Annotated in this window: 28 protein-coding genes; 9 read left to right on the top strand and 19 right to left on the bottom strand. The window is 74.2% G+C overall.

What is annotated here, in order from left to right; genetic code table 11:
- Nucleotides 1-95: 95 nt before the first annotated feature.
- The 11 genes from HS045_RS11820 to HS045_RS11770 all read right to left on the bottom strand — a co-directional run bounded on the left by HS045_RS11820 (nucleotide 96) and on the right by HS045_RS11770 (nucleotide 8,669).
- Nucleotides 96-602 carry a TadE/TadG family type IV pilus assembly protein gene (locus tag HS045_RS11820; RefSeq protein WP_374191389.1) on the bottom strand — a complete coding sequence of 169 codons (507 nt, stop codon included), beginning with the start codon at nucleotides 600-602 and terminating at the stop codon, nucleotides 96-98.
- A gap of 15 nt (nucleotides 603-617) precedes the next feature.
- Nucleotides 618-1,505: a type II secretion system F family protein gene (locus HS045_RS11815; protein ID WP_196451308.1), complete on the bottom strand. Its 888-nt coding sequence runs from the start codon at nucleotides 1,503-1,505 to the stop codon at nucleotides 618-620.
- Nucleotides 1,505-2,458, bottom strand: coding sequence for a type II secretion system F family protein (locus tag HS045_RS11810; protein WP_196451307.1), 954 nt, complete (start codon nucleotides 2,456-2,458; stop codon nucleotides 1,505-1,507). Before HS045_RS11810 ends, HS045_RS11815 begins: the two co-directional genes overlap by 1 nt.
- Nucleotides 2,455-3,147 carry a hypothetical protein gene (locus HS045_RS11805; protein WP_196451306.1) on the bottom strand — a complete coding sequence of 231 codons (693 nt, stop codon included), beginning with the start codon at nucleotides 3,145-3,147 and terminating at the stop codon, nucleotides 2,455-2,457. Before HS045_RS11805 ends, HS045_RS11810 begins: the two co-directional genes overlap by 4 nt.
- A complete protein-coding gene (locus HS045_RS11800; protein ID WP_196451305.1) occupies nucleotides 3,144-3,725 on the bottom strand; it encodes an SAF domain-containing protein in 582 nt (193 codons plus the stop codon). Before HS045_RS11800 ends, HS045_RS11805 begins: the two co-directional genes overlap by 4 nt.
- A 125-nt stretch (nucleotides 3,726-3,850) precedes the next feature.
- Nucleotides 3,851-4,945: a hypothetical protein gene (locus tag HS045_RS11795; protein WP_196451304.1), complete on the bottom strand. Its 1,095-nt coding sequence runs from the start codon at nucleotides 4,943-4,945 to the stop codon at nucleotides 3,851-3,853.
- On the bottom strand, nucleotides 4,939-5,499 hold the full coding sequence (locus HS045_RS11790; protein WP_196451303.1) for a hypothetical protein: 561 nt from the start codon (nucleotides 5,497-5,499) through the stop codon (nucleotides 4,939-4,941). The genes HS045_RS11795 and HS045_RS11790 overlap by 7 nt, the downstream gene beginning before the upstream one ends.
- A 132-nt stretch (nucleotides 5,500-5,631) precedes the next feature.
- Nucleotides 5,632-6,432: an oxygenase MpaB family protein gene (locus tag HS045_RS11785; RefSeq protein ID WP_196451302.1), complete on the bottom strand. Its 801-nt coding sequence runs from the start codon at nucleotides 6,430-6,432 to the stop codon at nucleotides 5,632-5,634.
- A gap of 304 nt (nucleotides 6,433-6,736) precedes the next feature.
- On the bottom strand, nucleotides 6,737-7,477 hold the full coding sequence (locus tag HS045_RS11780) for a DUF3618 domain-containing protein (RefSeq protein ID WP_196451301.1): 741 nt from the start codon (nucleotides 7,475-7,477) through the stop codon (nucleotides 6,737-6,739).
- Nucleotides 7,453-7,851, bottom strand: coding sequence for a phage holin family protein (locus HS045_RS11775; RefSeq protein ID WP_196451300.1), 399 nt, complete (start codon nucleotides 7,849-7,851; stop codon nucleotides 7,453-7,455). The genes HS045_RS11780 and HS045_RS11775 overlap by 25 nt, the downstream gene beginning before the upstream one ends.
- On the bottom strand, nucleotides 7,848-8,669 hold the full coding sequence (locus tag HS045_RS11770; RefSeq protein WP_196451299.1) for a hypothetical protein: 822 nt from the start codon (nucleotides 8,667-8,669) through the stop codon (nucleotides 7,848-7,850). The genes HS045_RS11775 and HS045_RS11770 overlap by 4 nt, the downstream gene beginning before the upstream one ends.
- Before the next feature lie 276 nt (nucleotides 8,670-8,945).
- On the opposite strand from HS045_RS11770, the gene HS045_RS11765 reads away from it, so the two are divergent.
- A complete protein-coding gene (locus tag HS045_RS11765; protein WP_196451298.1) occupies nucleotides 8,946-10,076 on the top strand; it encodes a sugar ABC transporter substrate-binding protein in 1,131 nt (376 codons plus the stop codon).
- Nucleotides 10,077-10,117: 41 nt separating this feature from the next.
- On the top strand, nucleotides 10,118-10,540 hold the full coding sequence (locus HS045_RS11760; protein ID WP_196451297.1) for a hypothetical protein: 423 nt from the start codon (nucleotides 10,118-10,120) through the stop codon (nucleotides 10,538-10,540).
- Nucleotides 10,541-10,590: 50 nt separating this feature from the next.
- Here the strand turns inward: HS045_RS11760 and HS045_RS11755 are convergent, their stop codons facing one another.
- A complete protein-coding gene (locus HS045_RS11755; RefSeq protein WP_196451296.1) occupies nucleotides 10,591-11,649 on the bottom strand; it encodes a sensor histidine kinase in 1,059 nt (352 codons plus the stop codon).
- The gene (locus HS045_RS11750; protein WP_196451295.1) at nucleotides 11,646-12,050 is read right to left on the bottom strand and encodes an STAS domain-containing protein; all 405 of its coding nucleotides are present in this window, start codon (nucleotides 12,048-12,050) and stop codon (nucleotides 11,646-11,648) included. The genes HS045_RS11755 and HS045_RS11750 overlap by 4 nt, the downstream gene beginning before the upstream one ends.
- A 206-nt stretch (nucleotides 12,051-12,256) precedes the next feature.
- Here HS045_RS11750 and HS045_RS11745 point away from each other — a divergent pair, with 206 nt between their 5' ends.
- Nucleotides 12,257-13,231 carry an NAD-dependent epimerase/dehydratase family protein gene (locus HS045_RS11745; RefSeq protein WP_196451294.1) on the top strand — a complete coding sequence of 325 codons (975 nt, stop codon included), beginning with the start codon at nucleotides 12,257-12,259 and terminating at the stop codon, nucleotides 13,229-13,231.
- 55 nt (nucleotides 13,232-13,286) lie between these two features.
- On the opposite strand, the gene HS045_RS11740 is transcribed toward HS045_RS11745, so the two are convergent.
- A complete protein-coding gene (locus HS045_RS11740; RefSeq protein WP_196451293.1) occupies nucleotides 13,287-14,039 on the bottom strand; it encodes an aspartate/glutamate racemase family protein in 753 nt (250 codons plus the stop codon).
- 78 nt (nucleotides 14,040-14,117) lie between these two features.
- Between HS045_RS11740 and HS045_RS11735 the strand changes: the two genes are divergently transcribed.
- The 4 genes from HS045_RS11735 (at nucleotide 14,118) to HS045_RS11720 (ending at nucleotide 17,477) form a co-directional block, all read left to right on the top strand.
- Nucleotides 14,118-15,035: a LysR substrate-binding domain-containing protein gene (locus HS045_RS11735; RefSeq protein ID WP_196451292.1), complete on the top strand. Its 918-nt coding sequence runs from the start codon at nucleotides 14,118-14,120 to the stop codon at nucleotides 15,033-15,035.
- A 270-nt stretch (nucleotides 15,036-15,305) separates the two neighbouring features.
- Entirely contained in the window at nucleotides 15,306-16,577 is a 1,272-nt protein-coding gene (locus HS045_RS11730; protein ID WP_196451291.1) for a GAF domain-containing sensor histidine kinase, read from the top strand.
- A gap of 13 nt (nucleotides 16,578-16,590) precedes the next feature.
- A complete protein-coding gene (locus HS045_RS11725) occupies nucleotides 16,591-17,157 on the top strand; it encodes a GNAT family N-acetyltransferase (protein WP_196451290.1) in 567 nt (188 codons plus the stop codon).
- Nucleotides 17,154-17,477, top strand: coding sequence for a hypothetical protein (locus HS045_RS11720; protein WP_374191376.1), 324 nt, complete (start codon nucleotides 17,154-17,156; stop codon nucleotides 17,475-17,477). Before HS045_RS11725 ends, HS045_RS11720 begins: the two co-directional genes overlap by 4 nt.
- 34 nt (nucleotides 17,478-17,511) lie before the next feature.
- On the opposite strand, the gene HS045_RS11715 is transcribed toward HS045_RS11720, so the two are convergent.
- The 4 genes from HS045_RS11715 to HS045_RS11700 form a co-directional block, all read right to left on the bottom strand.
- Complete coding sequence (locus HS045_RS11715; RefSeq protein ID WP_196451289.1) at nucleotides 17,512-18,234, bottom strand: class I SAM-dependent methyltransferase; 723 nt, start codon at nucleotides 18,232-18,234, stop codon at nucleotides 17,512-17,514.
- 417 nt (nucleotides 18,235-18,651) lie between these two features.
- On the bottom strand, nucleotides 18,652-19,200 hold the full coding sequence (locus tag HS045_RS11710) for a YciI family protein (protein WP_196451288.1): 549 nt from the start codon (nucleotides 19,198-19,200) through the stop codon (nucleotides 18,652-18,654).
- A 110-nt stretch (nucleotides 19,201-19,310) separates the two neighbouring features.
- Complete coding sequence (locus HS045_RS11705) at nucleotides 19,311-19,676, bottom strand: hypothetical protein (protein WP_196451287.1); 366 nt, start codon at nucleotides 19,674-19,676, stop codon at nucleotides 19,311-19,313.
- 443 nt (nucleotides 19,677-20,119) lie between these two features.
- Nucleotides 20,120-20,659, bottom strand: coding sequence for an HXXEE domain-containing protein (locus tag HS045_RS11700; protein ID WP_196451286.1), 540 nt, complete (start codon nucleotides 20,657-20,659; stop codon nucleotides 20,120-20,122).
- A 46-nt stretch (nucleotides 20,660-20,705) separates the two neighbouring features.
- Between HS045_RS11700 and HS045_RS11695 the strand changes: the two genes are divergently transcribed.
- Both HS045_RS11695 and HS045_RS11690 read left to right on the top strand, forming a co-directional pair.
- Nucleotides 20,706-21,296, top strand: a complete 591-nt coding sequence (locus tag HS045_RS11695) for a TetR/AcrR family transcriptional regulator (protein ID WP_196451285.1) — start codon at nucleotides 20,706-20,708, stop codon at nucleotides 21,294-21,296.
- Nucleotides 21,297-21,476: 180 nt separating this feature from the next.
- Nucleotides 21,477-25,037 carry an AAA family ATPase gene (locus HS045_RS11690; protein WP_196451284.1) on the top strand — a complete coding sequence of 1,187 codons (3,561 nt, stop codon included), beginning with the start codon at nucleotides 21,477-21,479 and terminating at the stop codon, nucleotides 25,035-25,037.
- On the opposite strand, the gene HS045_RS11685 is transcribed toward HS045_RS11690, so the two are convergent.
- Nucleotides 25,031-25,330, bottom strand: coding sequence for an NIPSNAP family protein (locus HS045_RS11685; protein ID WP_196451283.1), 300 nt, complete (start codon nucleotides 25,328-25,330; stop codon nucleotides 25,031-25,033). The genes HS045_RS11690 and HS045_RS11685 overlap by 7 nt on opposite strands.
- Nucleotides 25,331-25,398: the final 68 nt, after the last annotated feature.

The following is a 25,398-nucleotide window of genomic DNA, read 5'->3' as shown; positions in this document are numbered from 1 at the left end:
GGCCGCCCCACCGCCGCACCGGAACCCCCCGCCCCGGACCACCCCACGGCCGGCCCGGGGCCCTCCACCCCGGACCGCCGCACCGAGCGGGAGCCTCACCAGCCGTCCCCCGTGCCGCCCGGCCTCTCCACCGGGCCGTGCACGACCACCCGCACCGGAAGCTCCAGGAACGGCACGACCGCCTGGGCGACCCCGGTCACCTCGGCGCGGGCGTCGTCCGCCGTACGGGACACCGAGGCCCGCGCGTCGCGCAGCGCCGGACGCCCGAGCTGGGACAGCAGCAGCGCCGCCTTCACCCGGCCGGCCTCCGCACCGGCCCCGTGGACCCGGGCGGACGCCAGCGCCTCGGCCGCCGTCGCCTCCGCGACGTGTACGGCGTGCCGCCACACCCCGAACTGCACGACGAGCAGGACGAGCACCAGCGCGGCGGGGAACGCCACCGCCGCCTGGACCGTCGCCGCCCCCCGGTCCGGTACGGACCGCCGGGACCACGCGCGGGTGCGGGCGGTGTCCGTGCGGCCGTGCCCCCGGTTCCCCCGGCCGTGCCCCCGGTTCCCCCGGCCGTGCCCCCGGCCGTTCCGGTCGCTCCTCCAGGCGTTCAGGATCCCTCCAGCCGCTCAGAGCCCGGCCAGGACCGAGGCGACGGCCGGGTAGCCGGTGAAGATCAGGAAGGCGAGGAGCAGCCCGGCGACGGGCAGGCCCATGCGCTCGGTCGCGGCCCGGGCGGCGATCTCGGCCTCGGTGAGCCGCCGGGCCCGGAGCTCCGCCGCCCTGGCGGCGAGCGAGGCGCGCAGTCGGGCGGCGTCGGCTCCGGCGAGGCCGCCCGCGACGGCGAGCCCGGCCAGCTCGCGCACGCCGTACTCCTCCCCCATCCGTCCGAGCGCGGCCCAGGGGGGACGGCCGGAGGTCAGGGCGGCCCGGACCGCGGCGCCGAGCCGTTCGGGCGCCCATCCCGCACCGGCCCGCGCCGCCTCGGTCAGCGCGCCGTCGATGTCGCGGTCCTCGGCGAGGGCGATGACGGCCAGGTCCAGGAAGGCCGAGAGCGCGTGGCGGAGCTCGTCGCGGCGCCGGACCGCACGGGACCGCAGCACCAGGTCGGGGGCGAGGAAGCCCGCCGTCCCCAGGAGCGCGGACGCCCCGGCGGAGACCTGCCAGGACGCGGGGACGTCCGCGAACGCCGCGGCCACGCAGGCGGCGGGGGCGAGCAGCGCGCCCGTGATCCCGACGACGGCCTTCTCCCCGAGCAGGCCGTTCGTGCTCCCGCCGCAGACGGCCAGGTCGCGGCGGGCCGCCACGCCGGGCAGCCCCCAGGCGGCCAGCGGCCTGGCCAGCGGGCGGCCGAGGCGCGCGAGCAGGCCCGCGCCGGGATCGGCGGGGCGCACCGGCGTCCCGTGACGGAGCCGGTGGAGCTCCTGGGCCAGCGTGGGGCGGGCGGGCCAGAGCCCGAAGAGGATCGAGGCGAGTCCCAGCCCGGTGCCCGCTCCGAGCAGCAGCGCGAGCGCCATCAGGCCTCACCCCCGTCCGCGCGGAGCGGCAGGCGCGGCGGTCCGGGGACGCGGCCGAGCCGGTGGAGCAGCAGGAACGACCCCGCGGAGACGAGCCCCGCCGCCAGCAGGACGAGTTGCCCGGCCGGAGTGTCGTAGGGGGCGAGGAACTCGCGGTTGAACAGCACCAGACCGCCCGCCGCCACCGCCGTGGCGGCGACGATCGCGCGGGCCGACGACCTGGCCCTGGCGCGCGCGGACGTGACGCGCAGCCGCACGGAGGCGTGCGCGCGGGCGGCCTCGGCCACCGCGCCGAGCAGGACGCCGAGCCGGTCGGTCCGCCGCCCGGAGGCCAGGATCAGCGCGGCGCACACCAGGTCGCCGGTCGGGTCGGCGAGTTCGTCGGCGAGCTGCCGGAGCGCGGCGGGGAGCGGTTCCCCCCGGCCGACGCGCGCGGCCAGCCAGACGATCCGGGGCCGGATCGCCGCCGGGGCGATCGGCGCGGTCGCGGTGACGACCTGCTGCAGCCTCGTCGGGGCGACGAGGACGTCGCGGAGCATCTCGGCCCAGCCCGCGATGGCCTCGATCCGCTCCATGGCCCGCGCGTGCTCGTGGTCCGGACCGAGCACGCCCGGCAGGAACCAGCCGGCCAGCCCGGCCAGGACCGTGCCGGCGGGCCAGTGGGTGAGCGCGCCGACGGCTCCGGCCGCGAGGGCCGCGGCGGCGAGCCGTGCCGGCGTCCGGCGCCCGGACTCCGCGCCGTACGCTCCGGCCCTCCCGGACCCCCAAGGGCTCCGGAGGGCCGGGTGACCCCGATGCCCCGGGTGCTCCTGTACCGCCTCCCGGCCGCGCAGCCCCGAGGCGACCAGGAGCAGCCCCGCGCCGGCGCCCGCGCCGGCCAGCACCGCCAACAGCACCTGAGCGGTCAGCACCTGAGCGGTCAGCACCTGAGCGGTCAGCACCTGAGCGGTCACGCCACTCCTTCCAGCGGGGCGACCGCGGCGAGCGCGCCGGAGATCCGGCGGGCGGCCCGGACCAGGCGGGTCCGCTGCCGGCGTCCCTCCAGGAACGCCTGGGCGGCCGGGTCGTGGGCGATGTGCGCGCGGATCCGCACGCCGATCGCGTCGGTCACCTCCCGGGGCGGATAGCAGCCCCGGCCGACCAGGACCAGCTCGGCGTGGGGCAGGAGCTCCGCCAGGCCCTCCAGATGCGCCAGATCCGCCAGCCGGGGGCGCGCCAGGACCAGGACGCGGTCCATGCTCACGGCGAGCTCCGCCGCCGGGCCCGCCAGCCGTCCCAGGTCGGCGACGACGGCCGCGCCCGCCGGGAGCTTGCCGAACACCTCCGGCAGCGTGGCGCTGAGCGTCATGAGCGCGGCGTGCGCGCGGTCCGGCCGGGCGGGGCCGGCGATCACCCGCAGTCCTCCGGGCAGGGCCTGCGTGTGGCGTCGCAGCGCCTCCGCGTCGCGTTCGCTGCGGGTCTCGGCGGCCAGCGAGACGGTCCCCGGGGTGGGTTCGAGCCGGAAGTACCCGGCGAGCTCCCCGCCGGAGGCGTCCAGTTCGGCCAGGACGACGTCGGGGCCGGGCCAGGTGGCCGCGAGGGCGAGGGCGAAGGTGGTCGCGCCCGGCGAGTTCTTCATCGAGGCGACGCCGATGACGGTCACCGCGCCCCCTGGGCGACCTGCACCAGGGTGAACATGCCCTGCGCGACCGGGGCCGCGATCTTCTCCGCGTCGCCGCGCGGCAGCAGCAGCGTGACCACGGCTGGGCTCTGCGGCTGCTCGGGCCTGCGGACCTCGGTCACCACGGCGACCACGGACTGCGACCGCGTCCGGGTCGCGCCGGTGCCGGCGGTGACGGTGTCGCCGGGGATCTCGGTGACGGCGACCCGGTCTCCGGGGGCCAGGCCCGGGGCGTACTGCCCCGGGCGCACCGCCGCCCCGATCAACGCCTGGTCGGGCCGGGGATGGGCGGCGCTCCCACCGACGTTCTTCTCGGTGAGCAGGGTCCCGGCCACCACCGGGACCGTGAGCTTCCTGCCGACCAGGTCGCCGGCCCGGCTCGCCGGGACGAGGCCGGCGTCCACGGTGCCGTTCACCGTGCGCAGGTCATCGGCGCCGAGGACGTGCCCGGCCGGGAGGTCGGCGCGTACGGCCACCGCTCCCGCCGGGGTCCCGGCCCGCAGGGTGACCGCGGCCGAGCCGAGCGCGCACGCCGCCACGAGGACGCCTCCGAGCAGCATCCTGCCGGTGCTCCGGCGCCTCCTCGGCGCACCGGTCGTCGGTCGCGCCGGTCTGACCGCCGTCGTGGCCACTGCTTCCCCCTCTTCAGGCTGTGACGATCTTCAGGCTGTGGTGATCGCCGTCGTCATGCGGTGACGACCGCTTGGGACTCGGCGACGAGGAACTCCTCGCTCGCCGTGGTGGTCAGGGACGGGAGCGGGCCGCTCCGCCCGGCGGCGGTCCAGGTGACCTCCCAGACGACCGTGGCGGTCACCCGGTACTCGCCGTTCGGGGCGTCCACGCTCGAATCGCGGTAGGTGTGGCCGCAGGTGGGCGAGGGGCGGCGCGGATCGTCCCGCCCCTCGCGGTACGCCGTGCCCGGCCCCCGGCAGACCACCGTGGTGCCGTCGCCCATGTCCCAGTTCACCCGGACCGGCCGGGCCAGGACGGTCGCGGTGGTCCCGCCCGCCGTACCGGTGGCCGTGCGGGGGCGCCAGGACGCCCGCGAGATCGTGAGCCAGATCGGCAGCCGGACCAGTTGCAGGTCCTCGGGGCGCGGCGAGGAGCCGATCTCCGGCTCGGGCAGGACGAGGCGGTCCACCGCCTCCAGGACGGCGGCCGGGGGCACCGGGGTCCCGGCGGCCCGGCCTCCGCCCGCGCCGTCCTCGTCCGCCCGCGGGCGCGGCCTCAGGGGGTTCAGCGGGTCCAGCGGCTCCAGGAGGTCCAGCGGGTGGTCCAGCGGGCTCCGGGAGTCTTCCCGCGGATCCAGCGGGCCGCGGGGGTCCGGTGTGTACGGCAGGCCCGGCCGGCCCCGGAGCCCCGAGCGGCCGGCGGCCTCGGGGCGGTCCGCGCGCGGGTCCGCGTCCGCTCCGCCGCCCGCCGGGAGCCTCCCGGCGGCGGCCAGCCGCTTCCACCAGCGCCTGGCCCGCGCCGCGCACCCCGGTCCGCCCTCGGAGCCGCACCCGATGAACGCGGCCACGCCCCCCGTCGCCTCGACCTCCCCTTCGACGCCCGGGGCGACGGACCCGGCGGCCCCGACCGTCCCGGCGGCCCCGACCGTCCCGGCGGCCCCGACCGTCCCGGCGGCCCCGACCGTCCCGGCTGCCCCGGCGGCCCCGGCGGCCCCGACGGCCCCGGTACGGACGGCCGCTTCGGCGCCGGGGACCGCGGTCCCGGAGCCGGAGACGACGGCGAGGGCCGTGCAGCAGAGGGTGGTGATCGCCGCGGCGTGTCTCAGCATGTCCCGGCCTCCTTGAGCACGAAGCTCCTGACGTACCAGGAGCCGTCACGCAGGACGAGGCCGGCGGTGGTCCGGTGCCTGCCCGTGGGGGATCCTCCGCCCACCCGTGCCCCGGCCCGCGTGCGGGTCAGGAACCCGGTGTCGTCCACGCAGTCGATGACCTTGGCCCGGGTGGGCCCGGCCCCGGGTCGCAGCGAGGCGACCTCCGGGCTCAGGACCGGTTCGCCTTCGATCACCTGGCCCCTCTGCCGGGCGAGCCAGAGGCCGTGCCGCAGGATGGTCAGCGCGTCGCCGGTCGCGTGCCCGCCGAGGCCCCCGGCCTTCCAGTCCGCGGTCCCGGCCGCGGAGACGAAATCGCGCCACATGCCGCGGTAGGCGGCGAGCACGGCCTCCTCGGCGGCGGCCCGCGGGTCCGCCGACGGGGTGGCCGGGGGCAGGGCGGTCGGCTCCAGGACGGAGACGGACTCGGCGGGCGCGGACTGACACCCGGTGAGCATGCACGTGACGACGGCCCAGGTCGTCAGCGGCCCATAGATGGCGCACCGTCGCCACATGACATGTCCTCGCTGGTCAAGAAGAGGTAACCACGTAGAGTAGTCACAGTAATGCGACAGGTCACCGAATTCCAGTAGCGAGGACCTCCCGGCGGGCCCGGGTCCGTCACCGGGGGCGCCTTTCCCCTCAGGTCATGACATCGCGGGGCGCCGCCCGGCCATCCTCCTGCGCAGGGAGCCCAGGTAGACGTCCCGGGGCAGCGTGCGGACCCGCAGCGGCAGCCTCGGGTAGACGACGGCCAGGAGCCTCATGAGCAGGTGGAAGCGCGCCCTGCGGGCGGGGGTCCAGCTCCAGCCGTACTGCTCGCGGATCGGGGCGGGCATCAGGCCCGCGGTGACGAGTCTGATCACCGGCAGGCCGGCCCGTGCGAACCAGGGCACGTCGGGATGGAGGACCTGCTCGGCGACGGCCCGCGAGGCGTCGCTGATCTTGAGGTTCGCCAGCATGTCCGCGTAGTAGACGCGGAAGTCGGCGTAGGTCCGCGGCATCATGTCCGGCGGGCAGCCGAGGATGGTGGCGAAGATCTTCGACTGCTCGTAGTAGGCGGCCAGCTCGTCGGCGGACAGCCGCCGGAAGACCGCCTCGTAGACGTGCACGGCCGTGGCGAAGAGCGTGGCGGCCACCCAGACCTGGAGCTCGGGGTCGTTGGCCCGGTAGCCGGGACCGGTCACCCCGTCGTGCATCCGCGTCACGATCGCGCTCAGCGACTCGGCCTCCTCGCGGGTGCCCCAGGAGACGGCGTAGACCCACTGCATGGTTCCCCGGAGCCGTCCGAGCGGATCCTCGGCGGTGTAGCTGTGGTCGTAGACCCCCTGCGCCACCTTCGGGTGGGCGGTCTGCAGCAGTGAGGCCGCGCCTCCTGCGGCGATCAGCACGGCCTCGCGCCCGATCACTCTGACCAGGTCGTCGTCCTCGAACAGTCCGTCGCTCATGCGACCATCGTAAGTAAGCATTTACTTTACGACAAGGCCGGAGACGGATCCGGGGAGGAATCTCCTCCCGGTCTTCCGCGGGCCGGGAGGAGCGCCCCGCCCGGCCTCTAGGACCGGCCGGACGGGGCGCCCCGGCCCTCTCGGCCGCGTCGGGCGCCCCGTTCCGGCCTTCTCCGGCCGCGTCGGGCGCCCCGTTCCGGCCTTCTCCGGCCGCGTGGGGCGCCCCCGTTCCGGCCCTCTCCGGGCGCGTGGGGCGCCCCCGTTCCGGCCCTCTCCGGCCGCGTGGAGCGCCCCGCCGCCCGGGTCAGGAGCCGAGCGTGGAGCGGGTCTGACCCGCGACCTGCTGAGCCTGCTCACGGGCGTGGTCGCCGGTGGCCCTCGCCGCCTCGGCGGCGGTCTCCTTGACCTGCCGGCCCGCCTCCTGCGCGGCCTCCTTGGCCTCCTCGCCGAGGCGCTGGGCCGACTCCAGCACCGCGTCCTTGACCGGCGCGACCATCTCGCCGGCCTGGTCGCGGAGCTGCTCGGCGGCCCGCTGCTCGGCCTCGGTCTTCGGGATGAGGGTGGCCGCGAGCAGTCCCGCGCCGAAGGCGATCAGTCCGGCGGCCAGCGGGTTTCCCTGGGTCCCCCGCAGCGCCTGCTCCGGTGCCTCCCGGACCGCCTCCGCGGCCTGCTGCGCACCTTGCTTGACGGTTCCGGCGGCCTCCACGGCGGTCTCCTTGATGGTCCCGGCGGCCTCGGCCGCCGTGTCGCGAACGGTCCCGGCGGCGCCCGCCGCCGTATCGCGCACGGTCCCGGCGGCGCCCGCCGCCGTGTCGCGGACGCCGTGGGCGGCCTGCCCGGCCTGCCGCCGCACCTGGTGGGCGGCGTGCACCGGGGTGCCCATCACCCGCTCGCGGACCGCCTGCATCCGCCGGCGCATCCGGCCGGTACGGCGCTGCACGATCCGCGCCGGGCTGGTCTTGTCCGCGAGCCGGTCCACGTCCGCGGCCAGCTCCGCCCGGGTGGCCGCGATCTCGGCCCTTATCTGGTCAGGTTCCGCGCCCATCGCGCATCCTCCTTGAGCGTTTCGATCGTCTGCTCCGGCTTGGGCGACACCTGCCGCAACCGGGCCTTGCCGGTCACGAACAGGGCCGCACCGGCCCCTGCCCACAGGGCCGCGACGATGAGCGCGGCCCAGCCCAGGTCCATGACGTTGCCGAGGCCGAACATGACCGCCAGGGTCACCAGCAGCGCGACCATGTAGCCGGCGAACCCCGCCCCGCCGAGCAGACCGGCGGCCTTGCCGGCCTTGGCGGCCTCCTGGCGGATCTCGGCCTTGGCCAGTTCCACCTCCTGGCGGAACAGCCTCGACAGGTCCTCCCCGATCTCACCGACCAGCTGCCCCAGCGAGGGCGGCTCGGGTTCGAGGGGCGAGCTCATCGCCGATCACCTTCCCAGCCCGTCGGCGGCGGGGTGACGGGGGTCCCGGGGAAGCGCTCCTCCCCGAAGCCCGGCTCGGATCCGGCCGTTCCCGGAGCGGCGGGCGGGGCGGCGGGCGTGACCGGGCCGGCCGGGGCGACCGGCGGGATCGGGGCCGTCGGCGAACCGGGCGCGCCGGCGCCCGGTTCGCCCGCGCCGCTCCACGTGCCCGCCGTGCTCCCCGCGGCGGCCGGGCCCCAGGATCCCGCGGCGGTACCCGTGCCGCCCGTGCCGTTCCACGTGCCCGCCGTACCGGTGCCGGTCGGTCCGCCGGTGCCGGTCGAGCCGCCGGTGTCCGAGGCCGCCTTGGCGATCCGGCCGACCAGGAAGCCCGCGGCCAGCGCCCCGGCGAGGAACGCTCCGGGGCGGCGGCGCGCGAAGTTCTGGACCTCCTGCACCACGCCGGCCAGGCCGTGCTCGTCCAGGTAGTCGGCCGCTCGCCGTCCTCCGTCGGCGACCTGCTGCACCACCCCGGAGACCGGGGAGTCGGGCTTGACCGTGTCGCCGACCGAGGCCAGCTCGTCGGCCCACTGCCGGATCCCCTGGGCGGCGCGCCGGCTCTGCTGCCGCGCCTGCTCGTTCGCCCGCTCACGCAACTGGTCCGCCACGCGGCGGGCCTGCTCCCTGGCCTCTCCGGCCACCGCTCTCGTCTGCTCCTTGGCGGTGCCGGCCACCTCCCCGACGGCCGACCTGGTCTGCTGCGCGGCCTCTCTGGCCGTCTCGCGGAGCTCCCCGCCCTCCGCCGGGCGCTCCCCCGCCCTGGTTGGGTACTCGTTCACCGATGCCTCCAAAGGTCGTGCATCCTCGGTTGCCGCGGCCTCTGCCCCCGGGCCCTTCCGGCATACACGAACCTCTCAAAACAATTTGAAACCTCATATCCAGCTAATTTTTTACATTCACCCCAGGTCTCCTGATCCACCACAAGCCCATCTGGCCTGCAGCTTTCTCCCCAAGTCATCGTCAAAGCCGATTCCCATGACGAATCCCTATTTCACTCCCGGGTACGGCCAGCCTGTACGGACGGCACCGGTTCCGGTGCGTGATCGGGGGACGGCGTGAAGACGGTTCGGTGGGCGGTGGGCGGTGCCGCGCTCGTCCTGTCGTTCGGGATGGCGGCCTGCGGGAGTCTGCGAGAGCCGGGCGAAGGCGGCACCCTGACCCCCGCCAGCACGTCCCCCGGCGCCACGGGCGGCACCGGCGCGTCGAGCTTCACGATCGGCCTGCTGCTGCCGGGGGTGAGGACCGCGCGCTACGAGAAGTTCGACCGGCCGTACATCACGCAGGAGATCGCGGTGCTCTGCCCCGCCTGCGAGGTCGTCTACGCCAACGCCGGCGAGGACCCGGACCGCCAGCGCCAGCAGGTCGACGCGATGCTCACCGCCGGCGCCAGGGTGCTCATCCTCGACGCGGTGGACGCCCGGGCGATCGCCCCCTCGGTGGCGAAGGCCCGGCAGCGGGGCGTGCGCGTGGTCGCCTACGACCGGCTCGCCGAGGGCCCGGTCGACGCCTACACCTCCTTCGACAACGTGCAGGTCGGCAGGATGCAGGGCGAGGCGCTGCTCAACGCCCTCAAGAAGGGCGGCGACCCCGGACGCGGCCCGATCGTGATGATCAACGGCTCGCCCGCCGACCCGAACGCGGGCGAGTTCAAGAAGGGCGCCCACTCCGTCCTCGACGGCCGGGTGGACGTCGGCCGGGAGTACGACACCCCGGACTGGAGCGCCGACCGGGCCGGCACCGCGGCGGCCGAGGCGTTCACCGTGCTCGGCCCGGACGAGGTCATCGGGGTCTACTCCGCCAACGACGGCATGGCCGGCGGCGTCGCGCGGGCGATACGGGACGCCGGGATGCCCGAGAGCACCCCGCTGACCGGCCAGGACGCCGACCTCGCCGCCATCCGGCGCATCCTGCTCGGCGCCCAGACGATGACCGTCTACAAGCCGATCAAGCCCGAGGCGAGGAACGCCGCGCGCCTGGCCTTCGACCTCGGCTCCGGCAGGACCGCGCGGGGCACCACGACCGTGGACAACGGGAGCGGCTCCCCGATCCCCGCACTGATCATCCAGCCGATCCTGGTCACCAGGGACAACATCAAGGAGACCGTGGTCGAGGACGGTTTCTGGACCGTCGAGGAGATCTGCGCCGGCGACATCCGGGCCGCCTGCAAGGCCGCCGGGCTGCCCTGACCACCGTGAGCGCGGCGGAACCGACGAGGTACGGTCGGCACATGTCTGAACGCAGCATGCCGAACGACGCGGCGTCCTGGATCTGCCCCCACGGGCAGGACGCCCGCCGCGGTTGCGTGACCTGCTACGAGGAGGCGTCGGCGCCCGACTCCGGGATGCCCTCCTGGGACGTCGCCGCCTGGTTCACCGCCCCCCGGCCGATCCCCATCAGGACCCTCCAGGACGTCCACCGGCACGGCCGCGGTTTCGCCATCGACCAGCCCTCCACCCCGCTCGTCTACCTGCTGACCGGCCGGACGTCCGCCCCCGACAGCGTGCAGGCCGTCGCGGGCGTGGTGGGGTTCCTGCTGCACAACCGCCACGTCGTCACCGGCTTCACCGTGACGGAGACCCGGGCCACGCTCCTGCCCCGCACCGACACCGGCAGGACCCGCACGACGGACACCTGGCTCGACACCCCCTGAACCCCCCGCCCCCGAGCCCGGCCCGCCGGTGGGCCCGGCCCGCCCCGGGCTCAGCGGCCCGCGGGTTCCGCCGCCTCCGCGGACCCTCCCGTCATGCCCTCGACGCCGTCGGCGGTGCCGGCGCCGCCGATGCCCTTGAGCTGCTCCAGCGGGTCGGCGCCGTCCACGTCGAAGTACACGCGGATCGTGGTGCCGTCCCGATCGGTGTGGATGCGGACCAGGTCGCTGAGGAGGTTCGTCACGAGCAGCCCGCGCGAACCGAGCTGGTGGACCGGGGTCGGGCACCGTCCGGCGAGCGGGTCGGCGATGTGGCCGCCGTCGCTGACGTCGAACACCACCCGGCCGCCCTCCTGCCAGACGCGCAGGGTCCCCGCGCCGCCGCCGTAGTCGAGGCTGTTGGCCGCCAGTTCGCTGGCGATCAGCCGCAGGTCGTCCAGGCGCTCGCCCGCGAGGCCCATCCGGGCGGCGTGCTCGGTGGCGAAGGTCCGGACCCGGCCCAGCGGGTCGTCGCCGAAGCCCTGGCCGTAGCGCATCACCGCGGCGCCCTCCGGGGCGGACAGCGGCCGGTTGCAGTCCCGCAGGACGCGCTCCACCGCGTAGTGGGCGCTCACCGACGCGCCGGAGCCGTCCACGAGGACGGGATGGGTCATCCGCGCGTCCTCGATGACCTCGGGGGGCAGCCCGTCGAGGTCGTAGGGGCACAGGATGGTGACGTCCCTGCCGGAGAACGCGAGGTTGATCAGCGCCTCGTGCTGGACGCACGCCGGGTATTCGGTCGCCGACCGGCCCGCCCAGATCGGCTCGCCGATGATGCGGACGCGCCGGCCCGGATGGAGGTCGGCGAAGGCCCGCAGCACGCCGGGGATGATGCGCCCGGGGTTGCGCCCGGCCTCGCCCATGTCGATCAGCCGCACCCCGGCCGCCTCCGCGCCCAGCGCCTCGCGGATCAGCCTCAGGTTCCCGTCCGGCACCGCCACCGCGGTCGGCTCGTCCGCGGCCAGGCCCTGCAGGACGAAGGGCACGGTCCCCGCGAGGTACTCGTCGGCGTCCCGGTAGAAGAGCGCCGGATGCTCGAAGGGCTCGGCGGGTGCGGGCGGTGCGATGTTCATGGGCTCTCCACCACGACCGGAAGGCTGCCCGATCCGATCAGGGTCAGTACGGTTTTCAGTATGCGGGGCGGATGATGCAGGAACATCCGTCTGCCGGCAGGGAGGGTGCCCGCCACATCGGTGATCAACCATGTCCCCCGGACATCGATGAACCTGAGCTCCGCCAGGTAGAGGTGGACGTCCTCGTTCCTGGACGCCACCGCGGCCAGCGCCTCATGCCACGCCTTCCTGGTCGTGCGGTCGATCTCTCCGATCACCTCCAGCCCGGAGAGGGGCTCGATCAGGTTGATCGTCAGCCCCGGCGGGCAGGACCGCCGGACGGGGGAGACCGGCGGGTCGGGCAGGGTCGTGCGGGGCGGGCCGTCCGGATTGGCCCTGGGCTGGATTGTCAAACGGACCACCCCGAAAATAGACAATCGACTGCCTCAACGTACCCGCTCCCCGGGCGGATGGGAAAAGGCATCCGGGGTCGCGCGCGGGGAAAGACGCCCTGAACAGGGGCTGATCGGCCCGATCACGCCGGCCGCGCTCCGTGTGGTCCGCGCCGCGCAGGAGGACCCCGCCGCGTGAGGAGAAGGGCGGCACCGCGTGGGGAAGGATGGCATGCATGCGCATTCTGATCATCGGCGGCACCCGGTTCGTCGGCCGGCACCTCACCGCCGCCGCGCTGGCGGCCGGGCACGACGTCTCCCTCCTGCACCGCGGCCGGACCGGCCCGGAGCTCTTCCCCGAGGCGGAGCACCTGCTCGCCGACCGCGACGCCGGCCTCGCCGTCCTGGACGGCCGCGCGTGGGACGCGACGATCGACGTCAGCGCCTACCTGCCGTCCCAGGTCGCGTCCCTGGCCGACTCCGTCTCCACCGGCCGGTACGCCTTCGTCTCCACCACGGCCGTCTACGCCCGCGGCCAGAAGCCGGGCTTCACCGAGGACTCCCCGCTCACCGGGCTCGGCGGCGACGGCCCGGTCCCGGACACCGTGACGGGCGAGACGTACGGCCCGCTGAAGGTCCTGTGCGAGCGGACCGCGATCGAGAGGTTCGGCCCCGGCACGCTCGTCGTCCGGCCCACCTACGTGATCGGCCCGTACGACCACACCGGCCGCTTCACCTACTGGGTCAACCGCCTCGCCCGCGGTGGTGAGGTCCTGGCCCCCGGAGACCCGTCCGCCCCGATCCAGGTGATCGACGGACGCGACATGGCCGCCTGGACCGTCGCCATGGTCGAGCGCGGCGACGGCGGCACGTTCCACGCGGTCAGCCCGCCCCCGCCGTTCACCTTCGGCGACATGCTGGAGCAGATCGCGGCCGAGGTCGCCCCACCCGGCACCACGCTGACCTGGGTGGACGCCGACTTCCTGCACGCCGTCGGCCAGGACGGGCGCTCGCTCCCGCTCTGGGGCGGGGGAGAGGACACCTCGATCAACACCGCGGACCCGTCCGCCGCCCGCGCCGCCGGACTGAACCCGCGCCCCTTCCGGCGGTCGGTGCGCGAGATCCGCGCCTCCGAGGCGGACTTCTCGGTGGAGACCACCATCGTCCCCGCCCGCGAGGCCGAGATCCTCGCCGCCTGGCACTCCCGCTGACTCCGGCCGGGGCTCCGGCGGCGGCACCTTCCACGCCCGGCCTCGGCCGTACTCCCTACTCGCCGGCCTCCGGGACCGGCGCGGCCAGGGCCAGGTCCACGGCGCGCCCGACGTGGATGCGGGTGGAGTCGAACACCGGGACCGCGCTGTCGCGGGGGCCGACGAGCAGGGTGATCTCGGTGCAGCCGAGGACCACCCCCTCGGCCCCCCGGGCGGCCAGGTCCGCGATGACCCGCCGGTAGGCGTCGCGGGAGGCGTCCTCCACCCGCCCCCGGGTCAGCTCCCGGTAGATGACGTCGTGCACCAGGGTGCGGCCGGGCCCGTCCGGGACCAGCACCTCGATCCCGTGCCCGCGCATCCGGTCGCGGTAGAACGCCATCTCCATGGTGAACCGGGTGCCGAGCAGTCCCACGGTGGTGAGCCCGGCGGCGGTGATCCGTTCGGCCGTCGCGTCGACGAGGTGCACGAACGGGACGGTGAGCGCGGCCTCCACCTCCGCCGCCACCCGGTGCATCGTGTTGGTGCAGAGCAGGACCAGTTCGGCCCCGCCGGCTTCGAGGGTCCGGGCCGCCCCGGCGAGCAGCCGCCCGGCCGCCTCCCAGTCGCCCGCCCGCTGCATCTCCTCCACCTCGGCGAAGTCCACGGTCAGCAGCAGGCTCCGGGCGCAGTGGTGACCGCCCAGGCGGCGGCGGACCTCCTCGTTGAGCAGGCGGTAGTACTCCGCCGAGGACTCCCAGCTCATGCCGCCGATCAGGCCGATGGTCCGCGGGATCTGCCGGATCTGCGGGGTTCGGAGGGTTCGTGTCATGCGTGCCATCCTGTCCGGCGCGCGACCCCATAGGTAGACGTCTCCTCGTTGGCCGACCCCAAAGGAATACTTATACCCGTGCCCCAGGGAATGGACGTCCACCGCCTCCTCGTCTTCCGGGAGATCGCCCGCGCCGGGTCCGTCGCGGGCGCGGCCCGCACGCTCGGCTGGACCCAGCCCGCCGTCAGCCAGCACCTGCGCCACCTGGAACGACAGGCCGGGACCGCCCTGGTGCTGCGCCGCCCGCGCGGCGTGCGGCTCACCGAGGCGGGCGAGGTCCTGCTCCGCCACGCCGACGCCATCGCCGTCCGGCTGCACGCCGCCGCCGACGACCTGGCCGCCCTGGTCCAGCTGCGGGAGGGCACCGTACGGCTGGCGGCCTTCCCCTCGGCGAGCGCCACGGTCGTCCCGGCCGCGATGAGCCTGCTGGGCCGCCGCCACCCCGGGGTGGACGTACGGCTCCGCGAGGCCGAGCCCCCCGAGGCGCTCGCCCTGCTCGCCGCCGGGGAGGCCGACCTGGCGGTGACGTTCGCGCACGCCGGGCAGGAGCCGGACGAGCAGCCCGGCCTGGTGCGGACGGCCGTCGGCGAGGACCCGGTCCGGCTGGTCCTGCCGCGCTCCCACCCGCACGCCGCGGGCGGCGACGAGCCGGTGGACCTGCGGACCCTGGCGGCGGAGAAGTGGATCGCGGGCTGCGCACGGTGCGCGGCGAGCCTGCTGCGGACCTGCCGGGAGGCCGGGTTCACCCCCGACGTACGGCACGGCACCGACGACTACGTGGTCACCCAGGCGCTGATCGCCCGGGGGCTGGGCATCGGGCTGCTCCCCCGGCTCGCCCTGGACGCCTTCACCGCCCCCGGCGTCGCCGTCCGCCCGGCCGCCGGGCTGCTCCCCCGGACCCTGCACCTGGTCCACCCCCGCGAGGCCGACCAGATCCCGGCGGTCCGCGCCGCCGTACGGGCCCTGCGCGACACGCTCGCGCCTGCGCGCGGCTGAGCACGGGCGGGTACGGACAGGAACGGACGGGCACGGCTGAGCGCGGGCGGGCGCGGGCGGGCGGGAGGTGAGGCCGGACCGGGACCGCTTCCCGGCCGCGCCGGAGAACCCGGCCACGACGGTGGCGGTACGTGCCGCCTTCCACCTGCGTGGACGGATCTGACCCGGTCTTTACCGGCCCGCCGGGTGCGGTGGGCACTCGGCGGCCGGAACCGGGTAGGGCTTACCGGTGGGAACCCGACGACGGGCGAACGGACGGGGAGGCCGGAGATGACCAGGAAACCGGTGGCCGCCGACGAGACCGGGCGCGTGCGGGAGCTCGACGAGCTGAACGCCCTGGAGAGTCTGCTGGAGCCGGACTTCCAGGCCATCGCCATCTCCGCCGCGCACGTCTGCCGGGCGCCGATCGCGCTGGTCAACCTGGTCGCCGAGAACCGCCAGTACGTCAAGGGCCGCGCCGGCACCGACCTGACCGGTGTGAACCCGCCGGTCCCCTTCTGCGATCACACCATCGCCGGACGGGAGCTGCTGGAGATCCCCGACGCCCACGCCGACCCGCGTTTCCGCGACGACCCGATCGTGACCGACCCCCCGCGGGTGCGCTTCTACGCGGGCGCCCCCATGATCAGCCGCCAGGGCAACGCCCTGGGCACGGTCTGCGTGATGGACCGCCGCCCGGACCGGCTGGACGACGCCCAGCGCCAGACCCTGCACACCCTGGCCACCCACGCCGTCACCCTGATCGAGCTGCACGGCCGGGCCCACCACGCCGACGAGGTCGTCCGGCGGCTGCACGCCCTGGAGCAGCTGAAGAACCAGTTCCTGACCAGGATCAACCACGAGCTGCGCACCCCGCTCACCGCGATCCGCAGCTACCTGGAACTGGTCCAGGAAGGCGGCCTGGACGAGACGACCGGGCGGCGCTTCCTGCAGGGCGTCGAACGCAACAGCGACCGCATGCTGCACCTGGTCAACACGTTGCTCCTGATGGCCAGCCTGAAGGCGCAGACCGCCACCTTCAGCCCGGTCCGCGTCGACCTCGCCGAGCTGGCCCGTCAGGCGGTCGAACGGTCCGCCCCGGCCGCCGAGTTCAAGCACCTGGCGCTGAACCTGCACGCCCCCGAGCGGGTGGAGGTCTGGGCCGACGTCGAGCAGCTGTGCAGCGCGCTGCTGCAGGTCCTGGACAACGCGATCAAGTTCACCTGCCACGGTGGCGCCGTCGACGTGGTCGTCGTCTCCGACCCCGCACCCGAGGTGGAGGTCCACGACACCGGCATCGGGGTGGAGTCGGACGACCTGCGGCGCGTCTTCGAGGAGTTCTACTGCACCCCGCAGGCCGAGGAGCAGGCCGCCGAGGGCACCGGGATCGGCCTGTCCATCGTCGAGAAGATCATGGAGATGCACGGCGGCACCGCCCGGATGGAGAAAGAGCTGCACGAGGGCGTGTGCGTCCACCTCGCCCTGCCCCGGTCATCGGTTCCCCCGGCTCCCGAGGGGAGGAACGGTGATCGTCGGCGTGCTGACACGGTCGGCCCGCGATAGCAGAATCAGGCAGATGACGACCTCCGACCTCCCCCGCGCCGCGTTCGCCCCCTCCGTCAGCGTCTCGGGGCTCGGTCTCCGGCTACGCGACTGGACCGACGAGGACCTGCCGGCGATGGCCGCGCTCTTCGACGAGCCGCAGGTGGACCGGTGGACCCCGCTCCGCTCGCCGTTCACCCTGGAGACCGCGCGGGCCTACCTCACGCGGGCCCGGGAGGGCCGCGCCGCCGGTCTCCGCCTCCAGCTGGCGGTCACCGAGGACGGCGGGACCCCGCTGGGCGAGGTGCTGCTCTTCCGCGCCTCCCCGGACGAGCGCGACGCGGAGCTCGGCTACGCGATCGGCGCCGCGCACCGGCGGCGGGGCCTGGCGACCCGGGCCGTCCGGCTGATGACCGGCTACGCCTACGGCACCCTGGCGGTGGACCGGGTGCTGCTGCGCATCGCCCCGGACAACGAGGCCAGCGCCGCGGTCGCGCGCTCCGCGGGTTTCCGCCTCACCGACGACGAGCCCGTCGTCCGGGACCGCGGCGACGGCACCGTCTCCCTGCTCACCTGGCGCCACGACCGCGGCTCCGCGTGACGACGATGCAGCCCGATCGCCCGCTTCCGGCCCTGACCCGGGCCGAGCAGGACTTCCTCGATCACTACCTGCGGATCCTCGAACTCCTGGGCCGGATCAACCCGGCCTCCGCCGAGTACACCTACGCCGGGGTCACCGCCGCGCAGGCGCTGGCGGCGGAGGCCGCCAAGCTGCGCGACGCGCTCACGCTGATGTACGACAGGGCGGAGAAGGAGATCCACCGCGAGCCCCTCGTCCGGGCGCTGCGGATCCTGGGCGCGGAGGACCGCCTCCGCAGGCTCGCCCTCCCGGGTCCGGAACCGGACCAGGGGCCCGCCTGACCTCCGGCCGTTCCGCCCGGCTCGGGAGGATCGTTCAGCGCAGGGCCCGGAGCCGGGGGCGGCGGCAGACCAGCACGCGGGCGGGCGGCACGTTCCGCCACACCGTACGGCTCACGACGAGCTCGTCGAACCGCTCGTGCAGGCGGCGGCGGAACTCCCCGGCCGCCGGGAAGAGGCTCGACGGATGCGCGGAGATGGTGGCGAACGCCGCCCCCGGCCGCAGCACGGCGCAGATCTGGTCCAGGATCCGCTCCTGCTGGGGCCCGTCGAACAGGGTCCATGGCAGCGCGCTGACGACCGCGTCCACCTCGCCGGCGCCGATGCCGGCGGCGTCGAGCAACCGCCGCAGGTCGGCCGCGTCGCCCTGGACGACGTCGATCCGGGGCCGGGTCGCCCGCAGGTGCTCGGCCAGGTCCCGGTCGAGTTCGACGGCCAGGTGCCGGCTCCCGGGCCGGAGCCGGTCCTGGACGGCGTCGCTGACCGGACCCGTCCCGGCGCCGAGCTCGACCACGACGGCCTCGCGCGTGCTGGGCACGACCGTGGCCAGCAGGCGGGCCACCCGCGCGCCGGTGGGCGCCATGGCCCCGATGGTGGAGGGCCGCTGCAGGACGGCGCCCACGAACGCCCGCACGTCGCCGGAGCGCGTCGTGCGGGACTCCCGCGCGACCGCGGACTCCGGAGCCGCGGGGTCCGGTGCCGTGGACGGGACCGGCACGAGGTGCCGGGCGGCCGGTGAAGGAGGCGTGGTGAACGTCATGCGGCATGTCCCTCAGCAATCGGATCAAAGGGACCGCGGCCCGTGCCGCCGCCCCTACGGCGATCCCCTGCCCAGCGACGACCGGTGTACTCAACACGCGCGCCGCGAGCCGGGACCGTCCTGCGGCCCGGCGCGACCGACCGCCGCGACACGGGGTACGCGACCGGCCGCCGCGGCACCGTGCAGGGGCTTCCGCTCTCCCCGTCCGCCGTGGACACCCACGCGTCGACGTCGCGTTCGAGCCGGGCGAGGGTGTCCTGCTCGCGCCGCTCCGGGGTACGGGCGGGCGGGTTCATTCCGGAATCCTCCCGATCGCCTTCGGTGATCGGCGTCGAGGCTATCGGAGCGGTTCCCGTCTCCTCCGGCGCACGATGACCGGGTTCCGCAGCCGGGAGGGGCTTCCCGTCCGGTCCGCGCTCACCGCCGTCCGCCGAACTCCCAGTCGTGGACCTCGACGTCGGCGTACCGGTCCGGGGTCAGGACGGCACGTGCCGCGTCCGGGTCCGACGCCCGGACCAGCAGCGCCGTACCCAGCCAGGTGGCACCGTCGTCGGACAGCAGCGGCCCGTAGGCGATCAGCTCGTCCCGGCCGGGCGGCGGGACGAGGTCGGCGGCCGGCCCGGAGCCGAGGCCCAGCACCAGGTACCGGTTGCCGCCGTCCCGGCCGCCGGGGAAGTCCCACATGGTGCGCCCCAGCACGTTGCGCCATCGGCGCACCATCACGTCCCGGTAGACACCGGCCTGGTAGTTGGGCTCGTCGAAGGCGAACGCGCGGGCGGCTGCGGCATCCGGCAGGTCGACGATGTGCACGCTGCCGGTGGCCGTGTCGTCGGCGCGTTCGAAGGTCGGACCGCGGGCGATCAGCTCCGCCGCGTACCGGTCCATGTAGGACCAGTGCGCTTCCAGCAGTTCGTCGCGCAGCGCAGCGGAACCGGGCCGATCACGGTGATAGCAGAAGAATTCCATATCGGGACGTTCTACCATTCACCGGTTCTCAGGAATGATCAGATGAGACGCCCCGGAGTCCGGGCGGCACCGGGGTCCAGGTGCCCCGGAAGCTCGGACGGCGCAGGAGCTCAGGCGGCGCGGAACACGACGGTCGTGGTGAACGTCGTGCCGTCGACCTGCAGGACGTAGCAGCCGGGCCCGCCGACCGTCGTCGTCCCCGGCAGATCGCGCGCCGGAGAATCGAGTTCGGCGTAGTGGCCTCCGTGGCGCTCTTCGCCGGTGTAGGCGAACCCGCTGCTCGCGGTGCCCTTCCCGTCGATCCGGGCGGCCCGGACGAGGACCGGCCCGATGTATCCCGCGCTGATCCAGCGGACCTTCTTCACGTAGGAGCCGTCGGGCCCGCGGTCCTCGGCGCGCAGCTCCAGGACGGTGCCGGCCCTGAAGTAGTCGGCGACCGGATACACCGGCCCGTCGCCGAGCACCGCCGTCGCCACGCCGGGTCCGGACCACGGGCGCGGGGCGGTGGTGGGGCATTCGCCTCCCGCCGGGACGCGGGGGATCCGGAGCGGCCGGGGCGTCAACGCCGCCGAGGACGCCGAGGCCGACGGCGGCGGTATCGGCGAAGCGGCCGGGTCCCGCGGCAACGGAGCCGACGAAGCGGCCGGGTCCCGCGGTGGCGGACCGCCGCAGGCCGTCACCGCCAGCCCGAGCAGCACGAGCGCCGCCGCTCGCCGCGGTACCTTCATGAGGACCAGCGGTACCTTCATGAGGGCCACTATCGCCCACGGCGTCCACGCTGTCACCGTCGCCGCCGCCGCCGTCACCGTCAGCGTCACCGTCGCCGTCAGCGGAGGACGAGGACGAGGACGACGGCCCGACCGGCCACCCGCGCCGCCGTACGGGCCCGTCGGCCCCTCATCGGCCCCTCATCGGCCCCTCAGCGGGAGCGGACCGGAGCCAGCGCACGGGCCGCCGCGTGGCAGGCCGCGGCGACGGCCGGGAGCGCCAGGAGCGCCCCCGCCGACGAGGCGCCGCCGCCGGTGGGCACCCCGGCCGCGCGCAGACGCCGCCAGGCCCAGATCGAGAACGGCGCGACGACCAGCGGCGCGGTCACCACGCCGGGGGTGTAGCCGCGGACGGCCGCGGCCTGGGCGACGTGGGTGATCGCGTGCAGGCCGAACCCGGCCAGCACGGTCTGGTACAGGCGGCTGCGCCCGCCGGTGGCCGCGCCGCGGGCCGAGGCGGCGGCCACCAGGCCGCCCATGATCCCGATGGCGACGGCGGCCTGCGCGGGGGTGGTCCGCAGTTTCTCCCACACCTGGGGCGGCACCTGCGGAAACCGCTCCCTCAGCCGGGGCACGGCCTGCTCCGTCCAGCCGCTCATGGTGAAAAGTTCCTCGCTGTCGTGGATCGCCCAGGCCGCCAGGAGACCCCAGGTGACCGCCGCGGGCAGTTCGCCGTCTCGTTCGCTCGTCATGCCCTTATAATTTACGTTACGAATCGTAAAGTAAAGAAGGTGTGACGTGGTCGACAGACGAGGCCGTCCCCGGCGGGCGGAGACCGGCCCGGCGATCCTGGACGCCGCGATGGAGCTGCTGCGCGAGGCCGGTTACGGAGGCCTGTCCATCGAGGCGGTCGCGGTCCGCGCCGGGGTGACCCGGCCCACCGTCTACCGGCGCTGGCCCGACAAGGCCCACCTCGCCATCGACGCCCTGTCCAGGGCGGTGCCGATCGCCGCCGCGCCGGACACCGGCGACACCCGCACCGACCTGCACCTGCTGGCGCACGGCCTCGTCGACCGCCTGGTCCGCACCGGCCTGGCCCCGGTCATCCTCGCCCTGCACGCCGACAGCATCGGACGCGAGGAGCTGGCCGGGCCGCTGCGCGAACTGTACCTGCGACCCCGGCTCGGCACGATCACCGACGTCGTCACCCGCGGCATCGCCCGCGGCGACCTCCCGCCCGGCACCTCCCCGGCCACCGCCCGCGACCTGCTCGCCGGACCGCTGGTCTACCGGGGCCTGGTCGCGGGCGACATCACCGACGCCGACGTCGACGAACTCGTGGACGCCGCCTGGCGAGCCCTCACGGCCCCGGCCTCCGGCACGGGATGAACGGGCCGGCTCCCGCGCGGCCTCCACGGACAGGGATTCCGCATATTGAGATGCGCCGGAAAGGAGATTAGCGCCGAACCCGTAAGACCAGGAACGCACATCTCTGATATACGTCCGTAAGACTCATGAAGGCCGACGCGACAGGGGTTGCCGGATGCCCGCCCGACTCTGGGAAGCACCATGAGCAGGCATCGGTGGCTGACGTTGTTCCTCCAGGTCCTGCTGGTCGTGGTGGCCGCGCTGCTGGGCATCGTGACGAACTACGCGACCGACGCCGATCAGGGCGCGTTTCCCCTACGCGTACTTCAGCAGATCGCGGCCCCCTCGATCGGCGTGCTGATTCTCGTCTTGATTTCTGTCACCATTGTCACGCATCGCCTGGAGAACCCTCCTTCACCCAAAAGAAAATGGGATTCCAGCCGACCGCCGTATCCCGGGCTGGACGCCTTCAGGGAGGATGAGGCCTCGATCTTCTTCGGCCGCGACCGGCAGATCAACGACCTCGTACGGCGGCTGCACGACCCTTCCGCTGCGGCGAGCGACCGGTTCGTCGCGCTGGTCGGCGCCTCCGGAAGCGGCAAGTCATCGCTGGCGCAGGCCGGGGTGGTCCCGAGGCTGCGCGAAAGACGCTGGGTGATACCTCCCGTCATGACTCCGGGAAGCAACCCGATGGCGGCGCTCGCCGACGCCCTGAGCGGCACCACAGGCGCGACCGACGCCCATGCCCTGCTCCGCAGACTACGGCAGTCGCCCGACGCGCTCGCCCGTCACCTCCAGAGGTTCAGATCGACGACGGGGAACCGGTTCAGCCGGTTGCTGCTGGTCGTCGATCAGTTCGAGGAACTGCTCACCACGGTCGGCGAGCACGAGCGAGAACTGTTCCTGTCCGCCATCCGCACGGCCCTTGACCGGGACCGGAGACTGTGGATCCTGGCCACCCTGCGGATCGAGTTCCTCCGCGATTTCCTGGAGACCACGCAGACGGAACTGTTCGAGAACCCGGCGGCCATCGGAGCGATCAGCCGCCTCGAACTGGCACAGGCCGTCGAGGAACCCGGGCGGCTGGCGGGGATGGGCTTCGCACCCGGCCTGGTCGATCTCGTCGTGCAGGAGGCGGGCACCAGCGACGCCCTGCCGCTCCTGGCCTACCTCCTGCAGGAGCTGTACGACTCCGTGGGATCGGGCAGGACGGCCACCATCACGCACTACCGTTCTCTCGGCGGCGTGGGCGGAGCCATGGCGCGTCAGGCCGACCAGGTCGTCGTGGAGTTCCACGGAGAGATCGGCATCGGCGCGGTCCTCTCCGTGCTGCTGAAGTTCGTCACCGTCGAAGGTCAGGAAGCGACCCGGCGGAAAGTCGTCCTCAGCGAGCTGAACCCCGACGAACGGCGAATCGTCGATGCGTTCGTGGAGGCCCGGCTACTCGTCACCGACGTGCGGGACGACCAGCCGATAGGGCAGGTCGCGCACGAGGCCATGTTCCGTCAGTGGCCACCGCTCCGGCAGGAGATCGAAGCACGCGTCGAACAGCTACGCCAACGCGCCGAGCTGGAACGGTGGGCGGTCGACTGGCAGCGCTCCGGACGCAGTGACGACTATCTGCTGACGGGAAGCCGGCTCGCCCTCGCCCAGCAGTGGACGGCCGGGCTGGCGGAGGCCGGTCAGATCACGGAGGGCGTACGCGAACTGGTCGATGTCTCCCAGCGCCGCGACCTGGCTTTCCTCCGCCGGATCTCGGATGGGATCGGCCGTCATGTGCTCGTCTCCGCCGAGCGGTCGCCCGAGACGTCCCTGCTGCTCTCTCTGGCGGCGCTGGACGAGTGCGTCATGACCCCGGCCGCGCTGCGCGGCCTGATGACCGCGCTGACGTTCAGCCATTCCACCGTGGCCCTGGACGGGCACACCGACACCGTCCGGAACCTCGCCTGGTCGCCCGACGGGACGCGCGTCGTCACCGCCTCACGAGACGGTACGGGAAGAGTGTGGGACGCCGTCACCGGCCGGACGTCGGCCGTACTGTCCGGGCACGAGGGGATGGTCGAGATGGCCTCGTGGTCACCCGACTCCTCCATGGTCGCGACCGCGTCCCGGGATCAGACCATTCGCCTGTGGGACGCCGGAACCGGTGACGTCAGGCGTGTGCTGACCGGGGCGCGGGACGTCGTGCGCGGTGTGGACTGGGCGCCGGACGGCCGGCATGTCGCGGGCGCCTCACGGGATCTGGTGGTACGGATCTGGGATGCCGCGTCCGGTGAGACCGTGCGTGAGCTGCGGGGACATCGTGACAATGTGATCGGCATCGCCTGGTCTCCCGACGGCCATCGCCTCGCCACCGCGTCACATGACCGTACGGTGATCATCTGGAACGTCGCGGAGAACAGGGCGGATCTGACGCTGGAGGGGCACCAGGACTACGTCGAGGGGATCGCCTGGTCACCCGACGGGACCCGGGTGGCGACGTCGTCGGGCGACCAGACCATCCGGATCTGGGACGCCGGCGACGGCCGTCAGACATTGTTGATCCGCGGCCACCGTGAACCCGTCTGGAACGTCGACTGGTCACCGGACGGCCGCATGCTCGTATCCGCGTCAGCCGACGGCACCGCCCGCATCTGGGACCCGTACGACGCCCGCCCGCTCGGCGTGCTACGCGGTCACGGCGACGGGGTGTGGGGCGCCGCCTGGTCCCCGGACGGATCCCGCATCGCCACGGCCTGCGCGGACGGCAGCGCACGCGTCTGGGATCCGCAGCAGCGCGGAGCGGAGACCATGCTGTTCGCCGGGCACGGCGGCACCGTGCACGACGCGGCATGGTCACCGGACGGCGCGCGGGCGGCGACCTGTTCGGAGGACGGCACCGTACGGCTGTGGGACGCCGGGAGCGGCCGGCTCCAGCACGTGTTCGACGGCCATGACGATCTGGTGCGGCAGGTCCGCTGGTCACCGGACGGCGCCACGCTGGCGAGCTGCTCCAGCGACCGGAGCGTGCAGATCTGGCGGGCGGACGCGCATTCGGCGACCACCTGGCTGGATCCCGGCGGCTCGATCGTCGAGTGCCTCGCATGGTCGCATGACGGGACGCGGCTGGTCACCGGCGGCCACGACCGCGTCCTCCGCGTCTGGGACGCCGCCGACGGACGGCAGCTCACGACGCTGACCGGCCACCAGGACTGGATCATTCACCTCGCCTGGTCACCGGACCAGCGGATGCTGGCCTCGACGTCCGACGACCGGACCGCCCGCATCTGGAACATCGCCGCCGGAGAACAGCACACCGTCCTGCGCGGCCACGAGGGATGGGTCGACTGCGTCTCCTGGTCCGCCGACGGGACTTCCGTGGTCACGGGCTCGGCAGATCGCACCGCCCGCATCTGGGATGTCGCCTCCGGTCGGCAGACCGGTGTCCTCCAGGGTCATGAAGGCCGTGTCCACGCGGTGGCGTGGTCTCCGGACGGAACACGGATAGCCACCGGCTCCGATGATCGCACCGTACGGGTCTGGGATCCGGCGAGCCGCGAGGAGATCGCCATCGCCGGCGTCCACTGCGGGAGGATCACTTCCGTCGCCTGGTCGGCGGACGGTCGATCCCTGCTCACCGCGTCATCCGACGGCACCGCCCGGATCTGGCAGGCCGAGCCCGACCTGGCGCGGCTACAGGCGCTGGCACGGAGCCGGGTCTACCGGAATCTGACGGAGGAGGAGCGGCGGAGCCACATGCTCCCCCTCCGTGATCGTCAGTAGACGGCGGTCACCTCGCGAACGTCCCTGTCCACCAGGTAGTCCGACGGGTCCAGTGCCATCGCGGCGCGTTCGGGAGAGGCCCAGTACTGCTGGTTCCGCTCCGCGAAGCCCTCCGGTCCGTCGTAGGAGACCACCCAGACGAACCGGCTCCGCTCGTGGTCCAGCCATGCCCCGTGGATCTCGAATCCGAACGTGAGGCGCAACGGCACGATCTGGGCACGCCACTTCTCCGCCCACTCCTCCAGCAGACCCTCCCGGATCGTGTAGGTGCGGTGCTGAACGGTCCTGGCCATCTCGATCATCCTCACTCTCAAGCCGGACGCATGGCCGCTCCGCACGGCCACCGGCCCATCACCCACGG

Origin of the sequence: Planomonospora sp. ID82291, assembly GCF_015711645.1 — a bacterium.
Lineage (GTDB): Bacteria > Actinomycetota > Actinomycetes > Streptosporangiales > Streptosporangiaceae > Planomonospora.
The sequence above is the reverse complement of the archived record's forward strand: the minus strand, read 5'-3'. Positions and strand labels throughout refer to the sequence as shown.